Source organism: Curtobacterium sp. TXMA1 (assembly GCF_020162095.1).
Classification (GTDB): Bacteria; Actinomycetota; Actinomycetes; order Actinomycetales; family Microbacteriaceae; genus Curtobacterium.
In genome coordinates this window covers 199727-221303 of the sequence record NZ_CP083910.1, presented here as the reverse complement: position 1 = coordinate 221303, position 21577 = coordinate 199727, and the positions used below count along the sequence as shown (strand labels likewise).

Sequence of the window (21577 nt, the reverse complement as noted above, 5' to 3'; positions counted from 1 at the left end):
CAGTGAACGACATGACATCCCTGCGCACCACGCTCGCGCCCGCAGCCCTGCTCGGCGCCGCAGCCCTCGTCCTCACCGGCTGCTCGACCTCGCCCGCCGACGCGGAGGCCGAGGGCGGCCGCACCGCGACGGCCGCCTCGACCGACGGGGACCGCATCGTCCTCACCTACGACGGCGGCCTGCTCACCCTCGACCAGGACCTGCGGGTCGTCGCCGACGACGGCATCGACGGCTTCACCCGCGTGAACCCGGCCGGCGACGGCCGCCACGTGCTCGTCACCGTCCCCGAGGGCTTCCGGGTCCTCGACACCGCGGCCGACCCCGCCCTGACCGACGCGGTCTTCCCGGCCGACACCGGCGGGCACGCGGTCGTGCACGGCGAGAAGACCGCGCTCTTCGCCGACGGCAGCGGCGACGTGACGGTGTTCGACCACGACGACCTCGACGGCGACACGCTCCCCGACGTCGAGACGACGGAGTCCGAGGCCGCCCACCACGGCGTCGCAATCGTCCTCGAGGACGGGACGCTCCTCTCCACGATCGGCACCGAGGAGTCCCGCTCCGGCGTCCGCGCGCTCGACGAGGACGGCCAGGAGATCGCGCGTTCCGAGGAGTGCCCGAGCGTGCACGGCGAGGGAGCGGTCGAGGACGAGGTCGCGGTCTTCGGCTGCACCGACGGAGCCCTCGTCTACCAGGACGGCGCCTTCACGAAGATCGACGCCCCGACCGAGTACGGCCGCACCGGCAACCTCTTCACGACCGAGTCGAGCTCGATCGCGGTCGGCGACTACAACGACGACCCGGACAGCGAGGGCTACCTGCTCGACCAGGTCGCGCTCATCGACGCCGCGGCGGGCGAGTACCGCGTGACCGACATGCCCGAGGGCGTCGGGTTCACCTTCCGTGACATCGCGCGCGGCCCCGCTGACGAGGCCGTGATCCTCGGCTCCGACGGCGCGCTGCACAGCTTCGACGTCGCGACCGGCGAGCCGACCGACACGGTCGACGTCATCGACGCGTGGGAGGGCCCGACCGAGTGGCAGGACGCCCACCCGGCCCTGAAGGTGGCCGGTGACATCGCCTACGTCACCGATCCCGCGGAGCGGAAGATCCACGCGGTGGACCTCACCACCGGGAAGGTCGTCGCCTCGAGCGACGAGCTGCCGGGCGTCCCGAACGAGATCGCGGTCGCCTGACCGGCAGCGTCACCACCTGACGGACGGGAGGCGCGGTACCGGCTGGTACCGCGCCTCCCGTTCGTCGTCGCACGGTTCAGGCGACCGCCGGTCGCCACATCGAGACGGGCGCCGCCACACGGAAGCCGGTGATCGGTGCCCCGTCACCGAAGCCGTGGCGACGGTAGAGCCGACGGTTCTGCGGCGTCGAGGACTCGAGGTACGCGCACGCGCCGAGTCCGTCGACCCGCCGCAGCGCGTGCTCGAGCAGGAGCCCGCCGACCCCCTGGCCCCGGGCCGCGGCGGCGACGCCGATCTCGGCGAGGTACCAGTGCGGCGCGTCCGGTCGCGCACGGTCCATCCGGCGCAGGTGCCGCAGCGCGCGGAACGCACCACCGACCCCGAGGACCCGGAGGAGCTCCGGGACCTGCCGGAGGAACGCGACCGTGCCACCCGCGTGCGGTCGTGGCGCCTGCCAGAACGCTGCACCGACCACACGATCGCCGTCGACCGCGACGTCGAGCGCGCGGGCGTGCTCGGGGACCGCGCGGACCAGCGCCGCGAAGAGGGCGCCGAGCACGGCTTCCCGCTGCTCACCGGGCCGCGACGGGCGGATCTCGGCGAGGACGGGGTCGGTCGCGAAGGCCTCGGCCAGCACGGCCGCCGCTGCGAAGACCTCGGACCGGGACGCGGGACGGACGGTGATCGACATCGGGACTCCTCTGCTGGTGGCGGCACATTCGGCCGCCTGGCCAGATCAGCTTCCCGCTGCTCGCTGCAGGCGACCCGTACGCTTCCTGTGATGACGCAGGACCAGCAGACGCAGGACCAGCAGACGCGTGCGTACCGCAGCCGAGGGGAACGCCGCGACGAGCTCCTCGACGCGGCCGCCCTCGTCGTGCGCGAGCACGGCCTGCCGGGCCTCACCACGCGGGCGGTCGCCGAGCGGGCCGGCGTCGCACACGGGGTCGTGCACTACGTCTTCGGCGCCCGGCGGAACCTCGTCGTCGCGCTCCTCGAGCGACAGGCGCGGGACGTCCTGCCCCGCGTGCTCGCCGCTGCGGACCAGCACGACGAGCTGGTCGACGCGCTCGACGCCGGGGTGGCCGCGTACCTCGACCTGGTGCGCCGGGAACCGGAGCGCTTCCGCCTGCTCGAGGCCGTCAGCGGCACCGCCCTCGACGGTGACGACGAGCTCGCCGCCGCCGAGCGGACCCTCTGGCGCGACGGGGTGGCGGCCGGCATCACCCGGTGGAGCGCGCGGCACGGGGTCGACCTCGCCGAGCCGGTCCCGGTGGCTGCCGACGCCGTGCTCGCCCTGGTCGACGGCCTCGGCCGCGCGGCGTGGAGCGACCCGGACGACTCCCCCACCGACCGTGCCCGCGCGGTGCTCGTCCGCGGCCTCGCACACGCCCTCACCCGCTGATCCGGGCCGCGTCAGCGCACGACCGATCCCGCGGTCAGCGCCAGGTGCGGGCGACCACCCAGCCGTCCCCCTCGGGCACGATGTCGACCACGACCGCGTCACCCTCGGCACTGACCTGGAAGCGCCAGCCGACCGTGCGCTCGGGCGCGTGGGTCATCGCCGACGGCAGGAACTCGGCCGTCGCCGTCAGCCGCGTCGGGGTGTCGCTCACCCGCCAGCGCCGGTCGCGCCACACCATCCGGTCCGGCACGCCGCGCTCCCACCACACCGTGGCGACCTCGTGCGTCAACATCATCTCGACCTCCCGATTCGAACGTGTGTTCGAATGGTAGAGCACCGCGACGACACCGGCGAGGGCCTCCGGCATGGTGGCGGTCGGTGGACAGCGGGCACTCCGCGCGGGCCGTCGGACAGCCACCACGCGGGTCGACACGGCACGATGGACACCCGGGAACACCTGCGTCCACACGTGGGTTGCACCCGGTGATGCCGCAGCCAGCGGTACGACGACCCCCAGGAGGCCACCATGACCACGACCGAGACCGCCATCCTCGCCGGCGGCTGCTTCTGGGGAGCGCAGCAGCTCCTCCGTCGCCGTCCAGGTGTCATCAGCACACGCGTCGGCTACTCCGGCGGCGACACCCCGAACGCCACGTACCGGAACCACGGCGACCACGCCGAGGCCGTCGAGATCGTCTTCGACCCCTCGCAGATCTCGTACCGCGACCTGCTCGAGTTCTTCTTCCAGATCCACGACCCGTCCACGAAGGACCGGCAGGGGAACGACGTCGGCCGCAGCTACCGCTCGGCGATCTTCCACACCTCCGACGAGCAGCGCCAGGTCGCGCTCGACACCATCGCGGACGTCGACGCCTCCGGCATCTGGCCGGGCAAGGTCGTCACGGAGGTCGAGCCCGCCGGCGACTTCTGGGAGGCCGAGGAGGAGCACCAGGACTACCTCGAGAAGTACCCCGCCGGGTACACCTGCCACTTCGTGCGCCCGGGCTGGAAGCTCCCCCACCGTGACGAGGCGACCGCCTCGGTCTGACCACCGGCGGGTGATCGCGACGATCACGTGACGACGTGACCGGACGACGGACGGGAGGCGCGGTGCCAGCTGGCACCGCGCCTCCCGTCCGTCGTCTCGTCGCCGGGGTACGCACCCGGTCCGAGGACACAGCCGCCGACCACTACAAGTGGCGTCATGACCTCTTCCTCCCGTACGCCCCTCGGTGTCACCCTCGTCGAGGGCGGCGCCAACGTCGCCCTCTTCTCCAGCACCGCCGAGCGCGTGGAGTTCTGCCGCTTCGACGAGGACGGCACCGAGCACCGCACCGAGCTCCGCAACCGCACCGGCTACACGTTCCACGACGTCGTGCCGGACGTGACCGTCGGCACCCGCTACGGCTTCCGCGTGCACGGCGCGTGGGACCCGGCCAACGGCCTCCGCCACAACCCGGCCAAGCTCCTCCTCGACCCCTACGCCACCGCGATCGACGGCTCGTACGAGTGGGGCCAGGCGCTGTTCGGGCACGACATGGACAACCCCGAGCAGATCGATGAGACCGACTCGGCGAGCGCCATGCCGAAGTCCGTCGTCGCCGACCGCGAGTTCGACTGGGACGGCGACACGCTGCTCCACACCCCCTACCGCGACACCGTCGTCTACGAGGTGCACGTCAAGGGCTTCACGAAGCAGCACCCCGACGTGCCCGAGGAGATCCGCGGCACCTACGCGGGCCTGGCGCACCCCGCGGCCATCAAGCACCTGACCGACCTCGGCGTCACGGCGGTCGAGCTGCTGCCGACGCACCAGTTCGTGCAGGACTCGACCCTGGCCGACAAGGGCCTCCGCAACTACTGGGGCTACAACAGCATCGGCTTCTTCGCCCCGCACGACGAGTACTCGTCCTCGGGCACCGCGGGCCAGCAGGTCACCGAGTTCAAGGAGATGGTCAAGGCCCTGCACGCCGCGGGGCTCGAGGTCATCATGGACGTCGTCTACAACCACACCGCCGAGGGCAACCACATGGGCCCGACGCTGTCCTTCAAGGGCATCGACAACGCCTCGTACTACCGCCTGGTCGAGGGCGACGAGGGCAACTACTTCGACACGACCGGCACGGGCAACTCGCTCAACGTGTCGCACCCGTCGGCGCTCGGGCTCATCACCGACTCGCTGCGCTACTGGGTCGAGGAGATGCACGTCGACGGCTTCCGCTTCGACCTGGCGACGACGCTGACCCGCCAGGACGGCGAGGCCGAGAAGCACTCCGCGTTCCTCGACATCATCCACCAGGACCCGGTGCTCCGCGAGGTGAAGATGATCGCCGAGCCGTGGGACACCGCCGGGTACCAGGTCGGTGGCTTCCCGGCCGACTGGTCGGAGTGGAACGGCAAGTACCGCGACGACCTCCGCGCGTTCTGGCGCGGCGACGAGGGCACGCTCGGCGACGCCGTGCAGCGCACCCTCGGCTCCCCGGACGTGTACGAGGGTTCCCGCCGCTCCCCCCTGTGCTCGGTGAACTTCGTCACCGCGCACGACGGCTTCACGCTGGCCGACCTGACGATGTACGCCGAGAAGCACAACGAGGCCAACGGCGAGGACAACAACGACGGCGAGAGCAACAACACCTCGTTCAACGGCGGCATCGAGGGCCCGACCGACGACGGCGCCGTGAACGACTACCGCGACCGCCAGCGCCGGAACTTCCTCGGCACGCTGCTGCTCTCGGCGGGTATCCCGATGATCCTGGGCGGCGACGAGATCGCCCGCTCGCAGGGCGGCAACAACAACGCGTACTGCCAGGACGACGAGATCTCGTGGTTCGACTGGCACGCCGCCGACCGTGACCTGCTCGCCTTCACCACCGCGGCGATCGCGTTCCGCAAGGAGCACGAGGCGCTCCGCCCGGAGTGGTACCGCACGGCCCCCGGCGACTCGGAGTCCACGGTGCAGGTGCTCCGCGCCGACGCGCAGGGCTTCGAGGACGGCGACTGGGCAGACGGCGGCAACCGCGCGGTGATCCTCGTGCTGCAGCGTGGGGACGACACCGTCGCGGCGCTGCTCAACGCGTCGGACACCACGGTCGAGTTCACGCTGCCGGAGAAGCCGGGCGGCGGTTCGTGGTCGCTCGGCCTGTCGAGCGACCCGGACCAGGCCGTCGAGGGCGACGCGACGACGCTGCTCGTGCGCGACGCGTCCTTCACGGCGCTGGTGTAGCGGGGACGGCACGCAGGACGAGACGGACGGGAGGCACGGTGCCGGCTGGCACCGTGCCTCCCGCCCGTCGTGCGGGGACGAGTGGTACTGGACAGGATTTGTACATGTACACTGCTGTCCATGCCCGTCTCATCGAAGCGACGCCTCGTCGCCGACGCCCTCCGCGACGCGATCGCGACGGGTCGGTACCGCGCCGGTGAGCGCCTGCCCGGCGAGCACGACCTCGCCGCCCGCTTCGCGGTGAGCCGCGGCACCGTCCGCGCCGCCCTCGCCGATCTGGCCGACGACGAGTACATCTCGACCCACGGGGGCGTCGGCTCGGTCGTCACGTTCGACGGTGCCGCTCTCGACCCGCGGGGAGGCTGGGCGCGGTCGATCGCCGCCTCGGGCACAGTGGTGACCACCCGCATCCTGCGACTCGCCCGTGTGGACGATCCGGGCCTCCAGGCCGAGGTGGACGCTGCGGACGCGGCGTTCGTCACGGTTGATCGGCTGCGCACCGTCGTGGGCGGGCGGGCGGTGTCGCTCGAGCGGAGCATCCTGCCCGCCGTCGGCCGCCTGGCCGCTGCACCGACCGACGGACTGGTCGAGGACTCGCTCACGGCGACCATCGCCGAGGCCGGCCTCGTGCCGGCGAGCGCCGAGCAGTGGGTCGACGTCGTGCCCCTCGACGCCGAGGACGCCCGCCTGCTCGACCGCGCCGAGGGGACCCCGTTCCTCCGGAGCCGACGTGACTCGCGCACCGCCCAGGGCGCGTTCGTCGAGCGCGTCGACAGCCTCCTCGACCCAGACCGGTTCCGCCTGCACATGCGCTTCGGGACGACACGATGACGACCCGACAGGACACCGTGAACGACCAGCCCCACGCCCTCGCCGCTCTGACCGGACTCGCGATCGGCGACGCCCTCGGCATGCCAACGCAGTCGATGTCCCTCGCGCAGATCCGCGCCGACCACGGGAGGATCACCGGGTTCGCCGACGCCGGACCGCACCAGCGGATCGCCGCCAGCATGCCCGCGGGCACGATCACCGACGACACCGAGCAGGCGGTCATGGTCGCCGAGCTGCTCCTCGAGGGCGACGGACACATCGACCCCACCCGCTTCGCCGAGGCGCTCATCGCCTGGGAACGCTCGATGGAGGCCAAGGGATCGCTCGACCTCCTCGGTCCCAGCACGAAGACGGCCGTGCAGCGGATCCTCGACGGCGTCCCGGCGTCCGAGGCCGGATCCACGGGCACCACGAACGGCGCCGCGATGCGGATCGCGCCGGTCGGGATCGCCGTCGCCTCCGGTGACCTCGTCCACCTGGTCGACGCCGTGCAGGACGCGTCGCGCGTCACGCACGACACCGGAATCGGCATCGCCGGAGCGAGCGCGGTCGCCGCCGCGGTGAGCGCCGGCGTCGACGGTGCCACCCGGACCGAGGCGCTCGACGCCGCGGTGGCCGCCGCCACGATCGGCGCGGCCCGCGGTCACTGGGTCGCCGGTGGCGACATCGCGGCCAGGACCACCTGGGCGCGCGGCTTCCTGCCCACCGTGCCGGCCGACGACCGGATCGACACCGTCGCGCAGCTGATCGGCACGAGCGTCGCCAGCCAGGAGTCCGTCGTCGCCGCACTCGCCCTCGTGGCGCTCGACCTCGACCCGTGGGAGACCCTCTGCACGGCAGCGTCGATCGGCGGCGACACCGACACGATCGCCGCGATGGCCGGTGCGGTGCTCGGCGCCGTGCACGGGCCGCCCGCCTGGCCCGCCGACGCCGTCACCACCGTGACGGCCGTCAACCACCTCGACCTCGGCCCGCTGGTCGACGGACTGCTCGCGCTCCGTCACCGGGCCTGACCCGACCCCGGACTGCGGTGGTCCCCCTCCGCCGCCGTCCGGTCATCCCTCCCCGCACACCCCACCTCCCCTGCAGCACCCTTCCGACGACGTAAGAGGACCCCATGGCCCAGGACACCACCACACGCTCCGGCGGCACGCTCTCCAGCGGCACGCTGACGAGCGTCGAACAGCGCGGCATCGAGCCCGTGCCCCACGACGAGCGGAACGGCGCCCCCGGCGCGCTGTTCTGGGTCTGGTTCGCCGCGAACATCTCGATCCTCGGACTCCCCCTCGGCGCGACCCTGGTGGCGTTCCAGGGCCTGACGATCTGGCAGGCGCTCGTCGTCGCGGTGATCGGTGCCGCCGGCTCGTTCGCGGTCGTCGGCGTGATCTCGATCGCCGGGCGACGCGGCGGCGCCCCCGGGCTGACCCTGAGCCGTGCGGTGTTCGGCGTGCGTGGGAACATCGGCCCGACCGCGGTGTCACTGCTCTCCCGCCTCGGCTGGGAGACCGTGAACACCACGACGGCGGCGTTCGTGCTGCTGTCGCTCTTCACGATCCTGTTCGGCACCGACGGCGACGCGAAGGCGAACCCCGTGTTGACGATCGTCGCCATCCTGGTGTTCGTCGTCGCGACCGTGCTCATCTCCGGGCTCGGCCACGCGTTCATCGTCGCCGTGCAGAAGTGGGCGACGTGGGTGTTCGGCGCACTCAACGTCTTCGTCGCCGTCTTCCTGGTGCTCCGCGTCGACTGGGACGTCGTCGGGTCGCAGCCCGCGGGTCCGGTCGCCGCGATGGTGATCGGCATCGGCACGATCGCCGCGGGCACCGGCATCGGCTGGGCGACCGCCGGCGCGGACATCGCCCGGTACACCCGCATCTCGGTGAAGGCGGGCGCGCTCGTCAGCGCGAGCGCCGCCGGCGCCGGCATCCCGCTCGTGGTCCTGGTCGGCCTCGGCGCCCTCGTGTCCGCCGGTGACCCGACCCTCGCCCAGGCCGGCGACCCGGTGGCGGCCATCCGCGACCTGCTGCCGAGCTGGATGGCGATCCCGTACCTGGTCGCGGCGTTCGGCGGCCTGCTGCTGTCGAACCACCTGTCGGTCTACTCGGCGAGCCTCACCACGCTCACCCTCGGCATCAAGGTGCCCCGGGTCTGGGCGGTCGCCGTCGACGTGGTCGTCACCACCCTCGGGGCGATGTACTTCATGCTCGTCGCCGACGGCTTCTACGCACCCTTCATCACGTTCATCTCGGTGCTCGCGGTGCCGATCACGGCCTGGCTCGGGGTGTTCATCGCCGACATGGCGAAGCGACGCTGGTACGACCCGGTCGCCCTGCTCGACCTGCGCGCCGGGGGCCGCTACTGGTACCGCGGCGGTGTCGCGTGGGGTGCCCTCGCCGCCTGGGTCGTCGCGATCGTCGTCGGCTTCCTCTTCACCGCGGTGCAGGTCGGCGACGCGGACCCGGTGTTCGTCGGGGCGCTCTCGGACAGCTGGATCGGTGCGAACGGCCTCGGCTGGATCGTGACGTTCGTCGTCGCTGCCGTCGTCTACCTGCTCAGCGGCGGCGCCCGCGGCCAAGTGCACGCGCCCGAGGAGCGCGCGTGAGCCGCCTCGTCTCCGTCGGCAACGTGATCGTCGACATCGTCATGCGCGTGGGCGCGATCCCGGAGCCCGGTGGCGACGTCATCGCCTCGGCGTCGGAGATCACCGCCGGTGGCGGGCTCAACACGATGGTGGCCGCCGTCCGCGACGGACTCCCGGTGGTCTTCGCCGGGCAGTACGGCACCGGCCCGTTCGGTGACGTCGTCCGAGCCGCGCTCGTCGACTCCGGGGTCGAGGTCCTGCAGCCGGGGCTCGACGACGTCGACAGCGGGTACTGCGTGGCACTCGTCGACGCGACGACCGAGCGGACCTTCGTGACGAGCGTCGGCGCAGAGGGCCGCCTCGGTCGCGCGGACCTCGACCGCGTCGCGCTCCGGTCCGACGACACGGTCTTCGTCTCCGGCTACGGCCTGGCACACACCGTGAACGGCCCCGCGATCGCCGACTGGCTGACGACGGTGCCCGACGGGGTCCGCGTCGTCCTCGACCCGTCGCCGCTGGTCGACACGCTGCCTCCGGCGGTGCTCGCCCCCGTCATCGCCCGTGCGGACGTGGTCAGCGCCAACGGCCGGGAGGCGCGGCTCATGGCACCGACGGCCGCGGGACTCGCGGACGCGGTCACCGAGATCGCCGCGTCCGCCCGCGGCACCGCGCTGGCCCGCGACGGCGCAGCGGGCTGCTGGGTCGCCGAACCGGGGCGCGCCCCGGTCCTGGTGCCCGGGTTCCCCGTCGACGCGGTGGACTCGAACGGCGCGGGTGACGCCCACGGCGGGGTGCTCGTCGCAGCCCTGGCGCGCGGGGGCTCGCTGGTCGACGCGGTCCGGCGTGCCAATGCCGCGGCCGCCCTCGCCGTCACGCGGCAGGGGCCGGCGACGGCCCCGACGGCAGCGGAGACCGACGCGTTCCTGGCCGCGCACGCCTGAGGCGCGCGGCCAGGCCGGTGCGCGGTCGCGCGGGTCGACGGCCGCGCGGTCGGCGGTCGGCGGTCAGGCGGTCAGGCGGTCAGGCGATCGGGGTCAGGCACCCAGGACCTCCGCGGCGTCCGCGTCGAGCTCCGCCCGTGTCGGCGGGTCGGCACCCGGGCGGGACACCGTGACCGCGGCACAGGCCAGGGCGAGCGACGCCAGTCGGCCGAGCTCGTCGGCGTCGAGCGCAGTCGGGGCACTCCCCCGCGCCAGGACCCCCGCGAGCAGCCCCGCCATGAACGAGTCCCCCGCCCCGATCGTGTCCGCGACGTCGATGCTCGGCGCCGGCACGGTGATGCGCGCCCGCGTGGACGCCACCGCGCACCCCGCTCCGCCGAGGGTCACCGCGGCGAGCGCCGTCCCGTGGGCGAGCAGCCCGTCGAGCACCTGGTCGACGCTGCGGTCCGGCCAGAGCCACGCGGCGTCCTCGTCGCTGAGCTTGACCACGTCGGCCTCGGCGAACAGCGGCTCCAGGGTCGCGAGCACGGCGTCCCGGTCCGGCGTGATCGACGGCCGGACGTTGGGGTCGACGGACACGAGGGCGTCGACCGGGCGGACCCGCAGCGCCTCGAGCACGGCGCGTGCCCCCGGTTCGAGCACGGCTCCGATCGAGCCGACGTGCACGAGCGGCGTCCCGGCCGGCACGTGCACCGGGTCGAGCCGCCAGTCCAGGTCGAACTCGTACGACGCGCCGCCGTCCTCGCCGATGGTCGCCACGGCGGTGGACGTCCGGTCGATCCCCGTCGCGTCGACCTCGACGTCGCTCGCGCCGACGTGCGCCCGGATCGAGGCCCCGCGGTCGTCGTCGCCGAGCGCGCAGACCAACCGGGCCGGTCGGCCGAGTCGAGCGAGGCCGACGGCGACGTTCATCGGGCTGCCGCCCGGGTGTTCGACGCGACCCTCGGGGCGGTCGACCACGTCGACCAGGGCTTCTCCGATGACGATGACGGTGTCCACGGGTCCAGCGTGGCAGACCGGGTGCCCGTGCGACGTCGCACTGTCCGGTCGTCCCCCGGTGGTCCGCGGACGCACGGGTGCGGCGGAGTTGACTGACGGACCCGGCACGACCCCCACCAAGGAGCCCCGATGCTGTCCCTCATCTACTCGAGCGTCACCACCCGCCCCCTCGGCGACGACGACCTCGCCGCGCTGCTCGCCCAGAGCCGCCGGGCCAACGCCGAGAACGACATCACCGGGGTGCTGCTCTTCCGGAACGGGTACTTCCTGCAGCTGCTCGAGGGGCCGGACCAGGCCGTCCGCACGAAGATGGCGACGATCAAGCACGACGACCGGCACACCAAGGTCACCGTGCTGATGGAGGAGCTCATCGAGGAGCGGCAGTTCCCGGAGTGGACGATGGGCTACCCGGCCGAGGACACCGACGTCGAGCAGGCACCCGGGTACCGGACGACCTTCGACGACCTCGACGGCACGGACGGCACGCAGATCAGCTCGCTGCCGGCGCTCCGCGAGCTCATCCGGTGGTTCCGCCCCGCGACCAGCTGACGATCGGCACCGCGCCGCCCGCGCTGGGGACGGGCCGTCGCCGAGGACGGGCCCGCGCGGTGGTGCGCGACCCCGTCCCGGCGGTGGTGCCTACTGCAGGCGGATGCTGTCGAGCTCGGCGTAGCCCGTCCCACCGCCGTAGTTCGGCGCTCCCTTGGCGAGGCGGATCACGTTGTAGCCCGCCTTCAGCTGCACCGCGACGTCGACGCTGCCCGTGGGGTTGCCCCACCCGGAGGTGGTCGGCGGGTAGCTCACCGTGGAGAACCCGCCGCCGTTGTAGGCGAGCCCCTGCGTCGCCGTCGCGCCGGTGGCGTTCGCGTACTTGATCGTCATCGTGTACGCCTTCGCGGTGGGCACGTTGACGAGGAAGTCCACGAAGCTGTCGGTCCGAGCATCACCGGAGTTGTCGATCCGGCCGACGTAGCCGCCGTTCGACGCGGTGGACGAGGACAGGCGGCTGGCGTTGACGACGGTCGCGTTCTCCGCCTCGTACGTCTGCTGGTAGGTGGGCACGCCGGTCGTCGGCGTGATGAGCAGCTGGTAGGCGGCGACCGCGTCCATGTTCGACACCGGGACGCTGATCGAACCGTTGACGACGCTGTAGGTCGTGGTCGAGACGAGGTTCGGGGCGGCCTGGTTGGTCATCCGGCCCGTGGTGTTCGTCGACGAGAGCTGCACCGACACCTGGTTGCCGAGGCCCGCCAGTCCGTTGACCTTGACCGTGTTCGATCCGCTGTCGCCACCGAAGACGACGTTCACCTGCTTCCGGCTGGCGTCGTACGAGGCGACACCGTCGAGGTACGACTGCGGGACGGTCTGCACGACGTTGCCGGACTGGTCGCCGTACCACTTGTAGGCCCAGTAGGACGCCGTCGGCAGGTTGTTGTACAGGAGCCCGTCCATGGTGCCGGCTTCGTACCAGTACGCCCGCTCGGCGTCGTGGATGCCGGCACGTTCGAACGCTGCCATGTAGTGCACGCCGATGCTCGGCTGGTCGACCTGGCCGGGCGAAGCGTACTCGTTGATCGAGATCGGGATGTGCGGCAGCCCGAGGGAGTCCTCGATGCCACGGAAGTCGGCGACGTGTGCCTGCACGTCCTGGTAGCTGAAGTCCCCGAGCTCGTGCCAGACCGCGACCGACGGCAGCGTGTTCGTGTTCTTCGCGTTCGTCATGAACCCGACCATGAAGTCGTGGTCGTACGCGCTGGCGCCGGGTCCGATGATCGGCGTCTTGGTGTCGATCGCGCGGATGTCGCGGTAGGTCCGCGTCCAGGCGTTCAGGTAGGTGCCGGCGTTCGGGTCGTTCTTCGTGCTCTCGGCCCAGTTGGCGTCCGGCTCGTTCCAGATCTCGTACCCGGCGATGTTCGTGGTGCTGGTGGCGTTCACCCGGGCCGTGATCATCGTCCTGATCTTCGATTCCCAGTCGGACCAGCTGACCCAGTTGTAGGGGAAGGTGCTGAAGATGTCGGGGAGCCGGAGGTACTGCTGACCGCCGGCGGCGGTGATCTTGTCGGCGACCTGCAGACCGTCGCAGCAGGGGTGCGTTGCACCGTTGCCGAGCTGCTGCGTGCCGGGCGGCGGCTGCGTGAAGGTGTTGACGTGCAGCGGGTAGAGCTGCTCCAGCGGCGGGGTGTCGCCGGTGTCGACGCCGTACAGGCCGCCGGCCGCGACGTGCGTGACCGGGCGGACGGTGGTCCCGACGTTCACCGTCAGGGTGTTGCCGGCGGCGAAGGCGGGGGCGCCGAAGCCGAAGACCGCGGTCCCGGCGACGGCGATCGCCGAGAGGACCGCTGCGGTCCGGCCCGGTCGACCCCGAGTGCGCTCGGATCGGGTGGATGGTCGAAGATGCGTCATTGCTTCCTCCTCGTGGTGCTCCGGGTGGTCCCGGAACGGTGTGGTGCCCGCTCGGCGTGAGCGTCGAGCAGGAGGCTTGTGGGGTCAGTCCGCGTTGTCGGCAGTGTGCTTGTGGAGTCGGCCGAGGCGTTCGGCTTCGGTGTTGCGTTCGTAGCCCAGGTAGGCGATGACCGCGAGGACGCGGTGGCGGTTTGCGGGCCGGACGGTCTCCGGGCAGTTCAAGACACGTGAGACCGTTTGGTGGGACACGCCTGCGACGTTCGCCACGTCGTAGATGGTCGGTCTCTCGGTGCCGTCGAGCGTCATCGCTCCTCCTCTCGGCTCACCCTCCGGCGTGTGGGACCCGCAGCACCGAGCGGATCAGGGACTCGGCGCTGCGGGAGCTACTCCACCGGGATGAACACCCGCATGGTCGAGGGGCCGCGATTGCCCCAGGACGCGTAGGGGACGAGGCGCACGGTCCGGCTCTCTGCAGGCTGGGCCGAGCTGGCCCGGTCGGCCGGACCTGCTCCTTCCCGGTAGGGCAGGGACGTGGGTTCCGGTACCGCATGCACCCGCACCGCGATGCGCACGTCGTCGGACCCGCCATCGACGGGTTCGGCGTCGGCCGGCACCGTGACGTCGCGGACGTCGGCGCCGAGGTCGGTCGACTCCAGGGCGTACACCAGCGGGCCGCGCTCCACCGCGACGGTGCCGCGCACGGCGTCGATGCGGACGTCCGGCACGGTCACCCGCGCGCGGACCGGCACGTCGAGGACGACGCGGTCCCCGGCGGTGAAGGACCTCGTCACGGTCACGGTGTCCCCCTCCACGGGCACCGCCTGGTCCACCACGTCGAGCGTGGCGCCCGAAGACCAGCACGGCACCCGCAGCCGGAGGGCGACCGGCCCCTTCGAGTCGGCGGTCGCGACGACCTCGACCGTGCCGGAGTACGGCCAGTCCGACCGCACCGAGAACGCCGCACGGGTGCCGTCGCCCACCACGGTGTCGACCTCGTAGTCGCCGTACTGGTGCAGCTGCAGGCCGTCGTCGCTCACCGTCGCGAACACCGACTGCACGTTGGCGAGCGTGCGGGACAGGTTCGTCGGGCAGCACGACACCTCGAACCAGGGGGCGCGCAGGCTCGACAGGGCACGCCGGACCACCTCGTCCTCCGGCGGCACGGTGCCCTCGACCCGCTGGTGCATGGTGTTCGCGTAGAAGAACGCCCTGCCGTCCTCGCGCGGCGCGACCATCACGGCGTTGTACAGCGTCCGCTCGATCAGGTCGGCGTACTTCGACTCCCCCGTCTCGAGCAGCAGCCGCCACGAGAGCATGTTCGACGCGATCGCCGCACAGGTCTCGCCGTACTCGCGGTCCGGCGGCAGCTCGAAGTCGGCGCCGAAGGCCTCGTCCTGGTGGTGGGCGCCCATCGCACCGGTCAGGTAGGTGCGCTTGGCGACCGTGTTCGCCCACTGCGTCTCGACGGCGCGGAGCAGGTCGGCGTCGCCGGTCTCGACCGCGACGTCGACCGCGCCCGCCGCGAGGTAGAGCGCCCGCACGGCGTGCCCGCGGAGGACGTCCGCGTCGCGGACGGGCACGTCGTCCTGGAAGTACTCCTGGCCGTACTCGATCGGCGCGAGGAGACCGTGGCCCCGTCGGTCCACGAAGGTCCGCGCCAGGTCGACGTACCGGCGATCACCGGTCGCCCGGCCGAGTTCCACGAGAGCCGGCTCGATCTCCGGGTGGCCGCACACCGCCTCCCGTCCATCCGTGCCGAACACCTCGACCAGGTGGTCGGCGAGGCGGACCGCCACGTCGACGAGCCGTCCGCCACCGGCGGTGCGCAGCCGCGCGACCGCCGCCTGGATCAGGTGCCCCATCGAGTAGAGCTCGTGTCCCCACTCCATGTCGGACCACCGCGGCCGCTGCCACGGTCGACCGAAGCTGGTGTGCAGGTACCCGTCGGCGTCCTGCGCCCCGGCCACGCGCTCGACGAGCCGGTCGTAGCGCTCGGCCAGGTCGTCGTCGGGCTGCACGCCGAGCTGCCAGGCCATCGCCTCGAGGAGCTTGTAGACCTCGGAGTCGACGAACTCGATGCCGGCGTGGTCGAACGGTTCCCCGGTGGCGGCGGCGTCGAAGTTGCCGGTCCAGCCGATCCGCTCCATCCAGGTCTCGCAGTGCCGGATCACGGTGTCGGCGTTCCGCTGCTGCCAGTCGGCCCAGTAGCCGCCGGTCAGGCGGAGGTCGCCGAGCGGCAGGGGGCGGAGCGCGCCGGTCGACGGCACGACCGGACCGGCCGCGACGGTGGTGTGGGTGATGGTCACGATGTCCTCCTGGGACGTGGGGTGCGGGTACGTCAGTCCTTCACCGCGCCGGCGGTGACACCGGCGGCGACGTAGCGCTGGGCGAGGACGAGGAGCACCGCTGCGGGGATCGACGCGACGACGGCGGTCGCCATGATCGAGTTCCACTCCTGGTTGTTGTTGCCGATGTAGGCGTAGATACCGAGGGTGATCGGTTTCGCGTTCCCGCCGCCGTCGAGCGTGTTGGCGAACAGGAAGTCCGACCACGCCCACAGGAAGCTGAAGAGCGAGACCGTCACCACCGAGTTGCGGCTGACGGGCATGACGACCGCGGTGAACGTGCGCCACGTGCTCGCGCCGTCGATGCGCGCGGCGTTGAGCAGTTCGTCGGGGATGCCCCGCATGAAGGCCGTGAAGATGAGCACCCCGAACGGCACCGCGATCGTGGAGTCGGCGAGGACGAGCCCCCAGACGGTGTCGAGGATCCCGAGCTGCACGTAGATCGTGTAGAAGCCCATCGCCATGATGATCGCGGGGATCATCTGCGCGATCAGGAGCACGAAGCTCATCGCACCGCCGCCACGTGGGTTCAGCTTGGCGAGCGAGTACGCGGCCGGGGCGGACAGTCCGAGCGTGAGCACCACGGTGCCGAGGCCGACGACCAGGCTCGTCCCGAGGAACGGCAGCTGCTGGCCGAGCACGGTCGTGTACCCGTGCAGGGTCCCGTCGATCGGGATGAGGTTCGGCGGGCTCTTCCGCATGTCCTGGTCGCGGGTGAGCGAGACGTTCACCATCCAGTAGACGGGGAACAGCATCACCGCCGTGAAGACGATCCCGAGCGCGGTCCGCCACCAGCGCTTCGTCGCGGGCGGTGTCCCGATTCCGCGGGGTCGTGCGCCGCGGGCAGAGCGGGTCGTGACGGCTCGGGTGACGGTCGTGGTGGCCATCTCACACCTCCAGGCGGCGCTGGACGCGCGCGTAGATCAGGCCGACGACCAGGGCGATGACGATGAGCACGTTGCCCACGGTCGCGGCGGAGCTGAAGTCGGGCAGGAGCGATCCGAAGCCCAGTTGGTAGGACCAGATGGCGAGCGTGGTGGACGAGCCGGAGGGGCCGCCCTTCGTCATGATCCAGATGATGTCGAACACCTTGAGCGTGTAGACGAAGCCGAGCAGCAGGGTGATCGCCGTGACCGGACGGAGCAGCGGGAACGTGATCCGCCAGAATCGCTGCCAGCCGTTCGCCCCGTCCAAGGACGCCGCTTCGTACAGCTCCCCCGGGATGCCCTGCAGGCCGGAGTACATGATCACGAGGTTGAACGGGATGCCGATCCAGATGTTCGCGACCAGGACCGCGAAGAGCGACCAGTCCGGCGAGGTCAGCCAGTTGATCTGCCCGATGCCGACCGCCTCGAGGAACGCGTTGATGATGCCCGAGTCGCTGTTCATCATCCACGACCACGTGCTCGCGGACACCAGCAGCGGCAGGAGCCACGGCACGAGGAACAGGGCGCGCAGCAGCCCCGACAGCGGGAAGTGGTGGTGGAAGAACACCGCCAGGGCCAGCCCGAGGCCGAACTGCACGACGATCGACACGAGCACGAAGACCGTGGTGTGCCAGATCGCCGGTCCGAAGGTCGCGTTCGAGAACACGTCGACGAAGTTCTGCAGGCCGACGAAGGGGGCGTTGCCGGAGACGAAGGACGCCACCGTGTAGTGCTTGAGGCTCAGCTCGATGTTCTTCCACAGCGGGTACGCGTAGAAGAGCACGAGGTACAGGGCGACGGGGGCGAGGAACGCCCAGGCCGTGAGCTGCGCTCTCCGCTGCGCGTGGGCGCGGCGGCCTCGGGCCGAGGAGGTGGTCTCCTCGGCCCGGGTACGCGCAGCCGACGGTCGCAGTGACGTCGTGTCGGTCGTCATGGTCGTGTCGGCTTCCGTTCGGTGGTGCGGGTGGTGACGGTGCTGGGTGCTGCCGCTACGGGCTACTTCTGCAGCTTCGAGTCGACGGCCTGCTGCGCCGCCTGCAGCGCGTCGGACGTCGACGCCGACCCGGACTCGGCCTTCTGCACGGCCGTCCAGAGCTGCTCGGAGATGACCGGGTACTTCACGCCGAGGTTGTCCCCGGTCCGGGCGCGGGCGGCGCCGACGGCCTCGATCCAGGTCTTCAGGTCGGCGTTGCCGGACAGCTGCTGCTGCTGGAGGTCCTTCGACGCGGCGATGTAGTTGAGCGTGTTGTCGGTCTTCACGACGTTGTCGCCCGACGACAGGCACTCGACGATCTTCTTGGTCGTGGCGTAGCGGGCGTCGTCCTTCTGCACCGGGATCGTGAAGAACTCACCGCCCGTCGGCACCGGGGCGGCACCGCCGTCCTTGGCTGGGATGGTGATCACGCCCGCGCCCATCTCCTTGGCGGCGTCCTTCTGCCACGTGCCGTTCTCGCCGAAGGCGAAGTCGCCCGACTGGAACTCCTGCCAGCTGGTGGTCTGGGTGTTCTGGATGACCGAGTTCGGCGCGTAGCCCTCGTCGATCCAGCCCTTCCAGAGGTTCAGCGCTTCTTCTGCCTTTGCTGAGTCGAGCTTGGTCAGGTCGGCGTCGGCGCCCCAGAACCAGGGCAGGAACTGGAACGAGCCCTCCTCGGTGTTGATGCCCGAGAACGTGATGCCCTTCTTGCCGGCCGCCTTCACCTTCGCGAGCGCCGCCGTCAGCGAGTCCCAGTCCTTCACGGACGCCGGGTCGACGCCGGCTGCCTCGAGCACCTTCGGGTTGTAGTAGAGCGCAAGGGTGTTCGCGCCGATCGGGACGCCGTACGTCTTGCCGTCGATGACACCGGCGCCGAGGATGTTCTCGGCGATGTCGCCGGTCTTCAGACCGTTCGTCCCGGTGTCGGTGATGATGCCGGCCTGCGCCAGCGTCGAGACGACCGGGTTGTCGACGAGCAGGACGTCGGGCGACTTGCCCTGCTGTCCGGCGAGCAGCGCCTTGTTCGTCAGGTCCGAGGTGTCGTACCCGGTGCGCTTCACGGTGACGCCGGCGTCCTGACCGCACTGGGTGACGAGCTTGCCCCACGCGGACGAGGCGTCGTACTGGGGGTACGGGTCCCAGAACGTGTAGGTGCCCTTCGCGGCGTCGGACGAACCGGAGCCGGAGGACTGGGCAGAACATCCGGTGAGACCGGCGACGACGCTGGCTGCTGCCACCAGCGCGCCGATGCGGACAACAGTCTTGGTGCGCATGATCACGGGTTCCTCTCTGAATGCGACGTGATCGCCGTTCGGGTCCGGCCGCGTCCACCCCACCGAGTGCACCTCCGGGGAGGAACTCGTCGTCGAGCGGAACCGAAACCGGTTTCGGGAGCAATGTACGAGCAGGCTTGCAGCGGTGTCAAGAACTTTCGTAAACTGGTTTCGGAGGGGCCGATGGACGACGAGGATCACCGCACCGCGACGACGGTCGAGACCGTGACACTGGCCGACGTCGCCCGCGCCGCCGGCGTCTCGGTGGCCACGGCGTCGAAGGCGCTCAACGGTCGCGCCCACGTGAGCGCCCGCTCGCGGGAGGCCGTGCTCGCCGCCGCAGCCGCCCTGTCCTTCACCCCGAACCCGTTCGCTCGCGCCCTGAACCGTGCCTCGACGAACACCATCGGCATGCTCACGAGCGACCTCGACAACCGCTTCGTGCTGCCGATCCTGCTCGGGGCCGAGGACGCCTTCGGCGCCGGGTCGCTCAGCGTCCTGCTCGCCGACGCCCGCGACAGCGCGATGCGCGAGCAGCTCCAGCTGCAGTCGCTGCTCACCCGGCGGGTCGACGGGGTGCTCATCGTGGGTCGGACCACGAACCCGCGGCCCCCGCTCCAGGCGAAGCCCGACGTCCCCGTCGTGTACGTCTACGCACCCTCGACCGACGAGCAGGACCTGTCCTTCGAACCGGACAACGAGCTCGCCGGACGGATCGCCGTCGACCACCTGGTGGAGACCGGTCGGAAGCGCATCGCGATCGTCAACGGTGAGGACACCTACGCCGCAGCACGGGATCGCCTCCGGGGCGCCGCCGCCGCGCTCGACGAACACGGGCTCGAGCTCGTCGGGAGTCCCGGGCTCGTGTTCGGACAGTGGAACGAGACGTGGGGGCGACAGGCGGCCGAGCGGCTGCTCGAGCGCCATCCGGACCTCGACGCGATCGTCGCCGGCAGTGACCACATCGCCCGAGGCGTCATGGACGCCGTGCGCGAGTCCGGGCGACGCATCCCCGAGGACGTCGCCGTCGTCGGGTTCGACAACTGGGACATCCTGGTCGAGGGTGCCCGCCCGCAGCTCACCAGCGTCGACATGGACCTGCAGCAGCTCGGTCGGCTGGCGGCCGGCGCGCTCGTCGACACGATCGAGGGCACGGTGCGGCGGGGGCGGGTGCGGAACCCGGTCTCCCTGGTGGTGCGGGGGTCCACCGTGGCGGGGGCCGACGGGACCTGAGCCGTGCTTCGCTCCGCCGCGACCGGCGCGGGGCGTGCGAGGATCGGCTCGTCGGACAAGGGTCCGACGAGCGGCGGCGCGGGGTGCACGACACGACGGACGAGCAGACCGGGCTGCGGGCATGAGCGCACGTGCTCGGCGCGACGGCGATCGGCCTGGGCGCCGCGCAGCTCACGCGAGGGGCCACCCTCCTCACGCACTTCACTGCGACGGCAGCGCGGTGCAGCCGACCGGTCGAGCGCGTCACCCCCCGGTGGCGGTTCCGAGCCGGAGACGTCCTGCGCCGAGGGCGGCGAGGTCGTGCGGCGGACGAGCGAGCACGGCCACGAGGTCTTCGCGATCGTGGGCGGCGGCACGGACGGCACGCAGATCAGCTCCCTGGCGGCGCTCCGCGAGCTCATCCCGTGGTTCCGCCCCGCGACCAGCGGACGACCGCTAGCCTCGCTGCATGGGGGCCGGTCCACGGAGTGTGAGCGCGCTGCTGTCGGAGGTCCGAGCGGCGATCGACGAGGTACGTCGAGCAGCGGAACTCGACCACGACGGACCCCGCCGTCAGGCGGCTGCCTGGCTGGACGACGAGTTCGCCGAGGTCCGTACCCGTCCGGAGCTCCGTGCCGCTGCCCGGCGGGCGTCGGGGCTGTGGGGCGGCATGGGGTCGTTCTCCGACGCCGGTTCTCCGGCTGGAGGTCGTGCCGTGGACCGTCTCGGTAGGGCACTCTCGAGAGCTCGGTCGTGGTTCGTCAGCGAGGGATGACGCGGGAGCGCCGTACGGTGCGTCGGCCTCGGGTCCTCGGCTTCCTGGCTGTGACGGCCGTTGCGGTCCTCGCCGGATGTGCCGCACCGCCGAACGACAGCCCCTCGGGCGAGAGCGTCCGGGTGCGCCACACCGGATCGAACCCGACCGCGATGCGTCACGAGGACGTGATCATCTCCCAGGGACGGCAGTTCTGGCTGCGCGTGGACGACGTGACCGAAGAAGGGGTCGACGCCGGTGTGGACGCCTTCCGCGACGCCCTGGAGCAGACCGACCTGCCGACGATGAAGGCGGACGAGCTCCGCGAGCGTGCCAGCTCGCCTGCTGCCACCGCTGACACCCCGAGCACGAAGCGCATCGGTGAGAGTGTCGACCTCCCCGACGTGCAGGGAGCGACGGCGTCCGTCAGCTCCACGTTCGGGCCGCGGCCGGACGTGCTGGTCTTCCAGCTGCAGTTCTCCCTCGACTGGGACCCCGTCCCGATCCCGTGAGC

General features: G+C 71.5%; 20 protein-coding genes. 11 read left to right on the top strand and 9 right to left on the bottom strand.

The features are described 5' to 3' along the window. Positions 1 to 11 precede the first annotated feature (11 nt). Positions 12 to 1196, top strand: a complete 1185-nt coding sequence (gene aztD, locus LCG91_RS01175; RefSeq protein ID WP_224442213.1) for a zinc metallochaperone AztD — start codon at positions 12 to 14, stop codon at positions 1194 to 1196. Between the two features lie 76 nt (positions 1197 to 1272). On the opposite strand, the gene LCG91_RS01170 is transcribed toward aztD, so the two are convergent. Further along, on the bottom strand, positions 1273 to 1887 hold the full coding sequence (locus LCG91_RS01170; protein WP_224442212.1) for a GNAT family N-acetyltransferase: 615 nt from the start codon (positions 1885 to 1887) through the stop codon (positions 1273 to 1275). Positions 1888 to 1977: 90 nt separating this feature from the next. Here LCG91_RS01170 and LCG91_RS01165 point away from each other — a divergent pair, with 90 nt between their 5' ends. Next, positions 1978 to 2601, top strand: coding sequence for a TetR/AcrR family transcriptional regulator (locus tag LCG91_RS01165; RefSeq protein ID WP_224442211.1), 624 nt, complete (start codon positions 1978 to 1980; stop codon positions 2599 to 2601). Between the two features lie 34 nt (positions 2602 to 2635). On the opposite strand, the gene LCG91_RS01160 is transcribed toward LCG91_RS01165, so the two are convergent. After that, positions 2636 to 2896 carry a hypothetical protein gene (locus tag LCG91_RS01160; RefSeq protein ID WP_058727471.1) on the bottom strand — a complete coding sequence of 87 codons (261 nt, stop codon included), beginning with the start codon at positions 2894 to 2896 and terminating at the stop codon, positions 2636 to 2638. 231 nt (positions 2897 to 3127) lie between these two features. On the opposite strand from LCG91_RS01160, the gene msrA reads away from it, so the two are divergent. The 6 genes from msrA (at position 3128) to LCG91_RS01130 (ending at position 10177) form a co-directional block, all read left to right on the top strand. After that, positions 3128 to 3649, top strand: coding sequence for a peptide-methionine (S)-S-oxide reductase MsrA (msrA, locus tag LCG91_RS01155; protein WP_058727470.1), 522 nt, complete (start codon positions 3128 to 3130; stop codon positions 3647 to 3649). 156 nt (positions 3650 to 3805) lie between these two features. After that, the gene (glgX, locus tag LCG91_RS01150; RefSeq protein ID WP_224442210.1) at positions 3806 to 5824 is read left to right on the top strand and encodes a glycogen debranching protein GlgX; all 2019 of its coding nucleotides are present in this window, start codon (positions 3806 to 3808) and stop codon (positions 5822 to 5824) included. A gap of 120 nt (positions 5825 to 5944) precedes the next feature. Further along, a complete protein-coding gene (locus tag LCG91_RS01145; RefSeq protein ID WP_224442209.1) occupies positions 5945 to 6655 on the top strand; it encodes a GntR family transcriptional regulator in 711 nt (236 codons plus the stop codon). After that, positions 6652 to 7668, top strand: coding sequence for an ADP-ribosylglycohydrolase family protein (locus LCG91_RS01140; RefSeq protein ID WP_224442208.1), 1017 nt, complete (start codon positions 6652 to 6654; stop codon positions 7666 to 7668). Before LCG91_RS01145 ends, LCG91_RS01140 begins: the two co-directional genes overlap by 4 nt. Positions 7669 to 7772: 104 nt before the next feature. After that, positions 7773 to 9257 (top strand): purine-cytosine permease family protein, encoded by a 1485-nt coding sequence (locus LCG91_RS01135; RefSeq protein WP_224442207.1) that lies wholly within the window; start codon positions 7773 to 7775, stop codon positions 9255 to 9257. Next, entirely contained in the window at positions 9254 to 10177 is a 924-nt protein-coding gene (locus tag LCG91_RS01130; protein WP_224442206.1) for a PfkB family carbohydrate kinase, read from the top strand. The genes LCG91_RS01135 and LCG91_RS01130 overlap by 4 nt, the downstream gene beginning before the upstream one ends. Before the next feature lie 93 nt (positions 10178 to 10270). Here the strand turns inward: LCG91_RS01130 and LCG91_RS01125 are convergent, their stop codons facing one another. Then, a complete protein-coding gene (locus LCG91_RS01125) occupies positions 10271 to 11176 on the bottom strand; it encodes a carbohydrate kinase family protein (RefSeq protein ID WP_224442205.1) in 906 nt (301 codons plus the stop codon). A 129-nt stretch (positions 11177 to 11305) separates the two neighbouring features. Here LCG91_RS01125 and LCG91_RS01120 point away from each other — a divergent pair, with 129 nt between their 5' ends. After that, positions 11306 to 11725, top strand: coding sequence for a BLUF domain-containing protein (locus LCG91_RS01120; RefSeq protein WP_224442204.1), 420 nt, complete (start codon positions 11306 to 11308; stop codon positions 11723 to 11725). 90 nt (positions 11726 to 11815) lie between these two features. Here LCG91_RS01120 and LCG91_RS01115 read toward each other — a convergent pair whose 3' ends face one another. The 6 genes from LCG91_RS01115 to LCG91_RS01090 form a co-directional block, all read right to left on the bottom strand. Then, positions 11816 to 13579 carry a hypothetical protein gene (locus tag LCG91_RS01115; RefSeq protein WP_224442203.1) on the bottom strand — a complete coding sequence of 588 codons (1764 nt, stop codon included), beginning with the start codon at positions 13577 to 13579 and terminating at the stop codon, positions 11816 to 11818. Between the two features lie 84 nt (positions 13580 to 13663). After that, positions 13664 to 13885: a LacI family DNA-binding transcriptional regulator gene (locus LCG91_RS01110; RefSeq protein ID WP_318010447.1), complete on the bottom strand. Its 222-nt coding sequence runs from the start codon at positions 13883 to 13885 to the stop codon at positions 13664 to 13666. A 77-nt stretch (positions 13886 to 13962) separates the two neighbouring features. Then, on the bottom strand, positions 13963 to 15885 hold the full coding sequence (locus tag LCG91_RS01105) for a glycoside hydrolase family 127 protein (protein ID WP_058728137.1): 1923 nt from the start codon (positions 15883 to 15885) through the stop codon (positions 13963 to 13965). Positions 15886 to 15917: 32 nt separating this feature from the next. Beyond that, positions 15918 to 16811 (bottom strand): carbohydrate ABC transporter permease, encoded by an 894-nt coding sequence (locus tag LCG91_RS01100; RefSeq protein WP_411955819.1) that lies wholly within the window; start codon positions 16809 to 16811, stop codon positions 15918 to 15920. Between the two features lies 1 nt (position 16812). Continuing rightward, a complete protein-coding gene (locus LCG91_RS01095) occupies positions 16813 to 17784 on the bottom strand; it encodes a carbohydrate ABC transporter permease (RefSeq protein WP_224442202.1) in 972 nt (323 codons plus the stop codon). 62 nt (positions 17785 to 17846) lie between these two features. Continuing rightward, positions 17847 to 19097 (bottom strand): extracellular solute-binding protein, encoded by a 1251-nt coding sequence (locus LCG91_RS01090; protein WP_224442201.1) that lies wholly within the window; start codon positions 19095 to 19097, stop codon positions 17847 to 17849. A 183-nt stretch (positions 19098 to 19280) separates the two neighbouring features. Between LCG91_RS01090 and LCG91_RS01085 the strand changes: the two genes are divergently transcribed. Together LCG91_RS01085 and LCG91_RS01080 are read left to right on the top strand one after the other, a co-directional pair. Further along, positions 19281 to 20330, top strand: a complete 1050-nt coding sequence (locus LCG91_RS01085; RefSeq protein ID WP_224442200.1) for a LacI family DNA-binding transcriptional regulator — start codon at positions 19281 to 19283, stop codon at positions 20328 to 20330. 876 nt (positions 20331 to 21206) lie between these two features. Continuing rightward, complete coding sequence (locus tag LCG91_RS01080; RefSeq protein WP_224442199.1) at positions 21207 to 21575, top strand: hypothetical protein; 369 nt, start codon at positions 21207 to 21209, stop codon at positions 21573 to 21575. Positions 21576 to 21577: the final 2 nt, after the last annotated feature.

Coding starts and splice junctions, on each gene's coding strand:
- LCG91_RS01085 (WP_224442200.1), top strand. CDS start 19,281: ATGGACGACGAGGATCACCGCACCGCGACGACGGTCGAGACCGTGACA.
- LCG91_RS01090 (WP_224442201.1), bottom strand. CDS start 19,097: ATGCGCACCAAGACTGTTGTCCGCATCGGCGCGCTGGTGGCAGCAGCC.
- LCG91_RS01165 (WP_224442211.1), top strand. CDS start 1,978: ATGACGCAGGACCAGCAGACGCAGGACCAGCAGACGCGTGCGTACCGC.
- msrA (WP_058727470.1), top strand. CDS start 3,128: ATGACCACGACCGAGACCGCCATCCTCGCCGGCGGCTGCTTCTGGGGA.
- LCG91_RS01160 (WP_058727471.1), bottom strand. CDS start 2,896: ATGATGTTGACGCACGAGGTCGCCACGGTGTGGTGGGAGCGCGGCGTG.
- aztD (WP_224442213.1), top strand. CDS start 12: ATGACATCCCTGCGCACCACGCTCGCGCCCGCAGCCCTGCTCGGCGCC.
- LCG91_RS01170 (WP_224442212.1), bottom strand. CDS start 1,887: ATGTCGATCACCGTCCGTCCCGCGTCCCGGTCCGAGGTCTTCGCAGCG.
- glgX (WP_224442210.1), top strand. CDS start 3,806: ATGACCTCTTCCTCCCGTACGCCCCTCGGTGTCACCCTCGTCGAGGGC.
- LCG91_RS01120 (WP_224442204.1), top strand. CDS start 11,306: ATGCTGTCCCTCATCTACTCGAGCGTCACCACCCGCCCCCTCGGCGAC.
- LCG91_RS01140 (WP_224442208.1), top strand. CDS start 6,652: ATGACGACCCGACAGGACACCGTGAACGACCAGCCCCACGCCCTCGCC.
- LCG91_RS01135 (WP_224442207.1), top strand. CDS start 7,773: ATGGCCCAGGACACCACCACACGCTCCGGCGGCACGCTCTCCAGCGGC.
- LCG91_RS01095 (WP_224442202.1), bottom strand. CDS start 17,784: ATGACGACCGACACGACGTCACTGCGACCGTCGGCTGCGCGTACCCGG.
- LCG91_RS01100 (WP_411955819.1), bottom strand. CDS start 16,811: ATGGCCACCACGACCGTCACCCGAGCCGTCACGACCCGCTCTGCCCGC.
- LCG91_RS01110 (WP_318010447.1), bottom strand. CDS start 13,885: ATGACGCTCGACGGCACCGAGAGACCGACCATCTACGACGTGGCGAAC.
- LCG91_RS01145 (WP_224442209.1), top strand. CDS start 5,945: ATGCCCGTCTCATCGAAGCGACGCCTCGTCGCCGACGCCCTCCGCGAC.
- LCG91_RS01115 (WP_224442203.1), bottom strand. CDS start 13,579: ATGACGCATCTTCGACCATCCACCCGATCCGAGCGCACTCGGGGTCGA.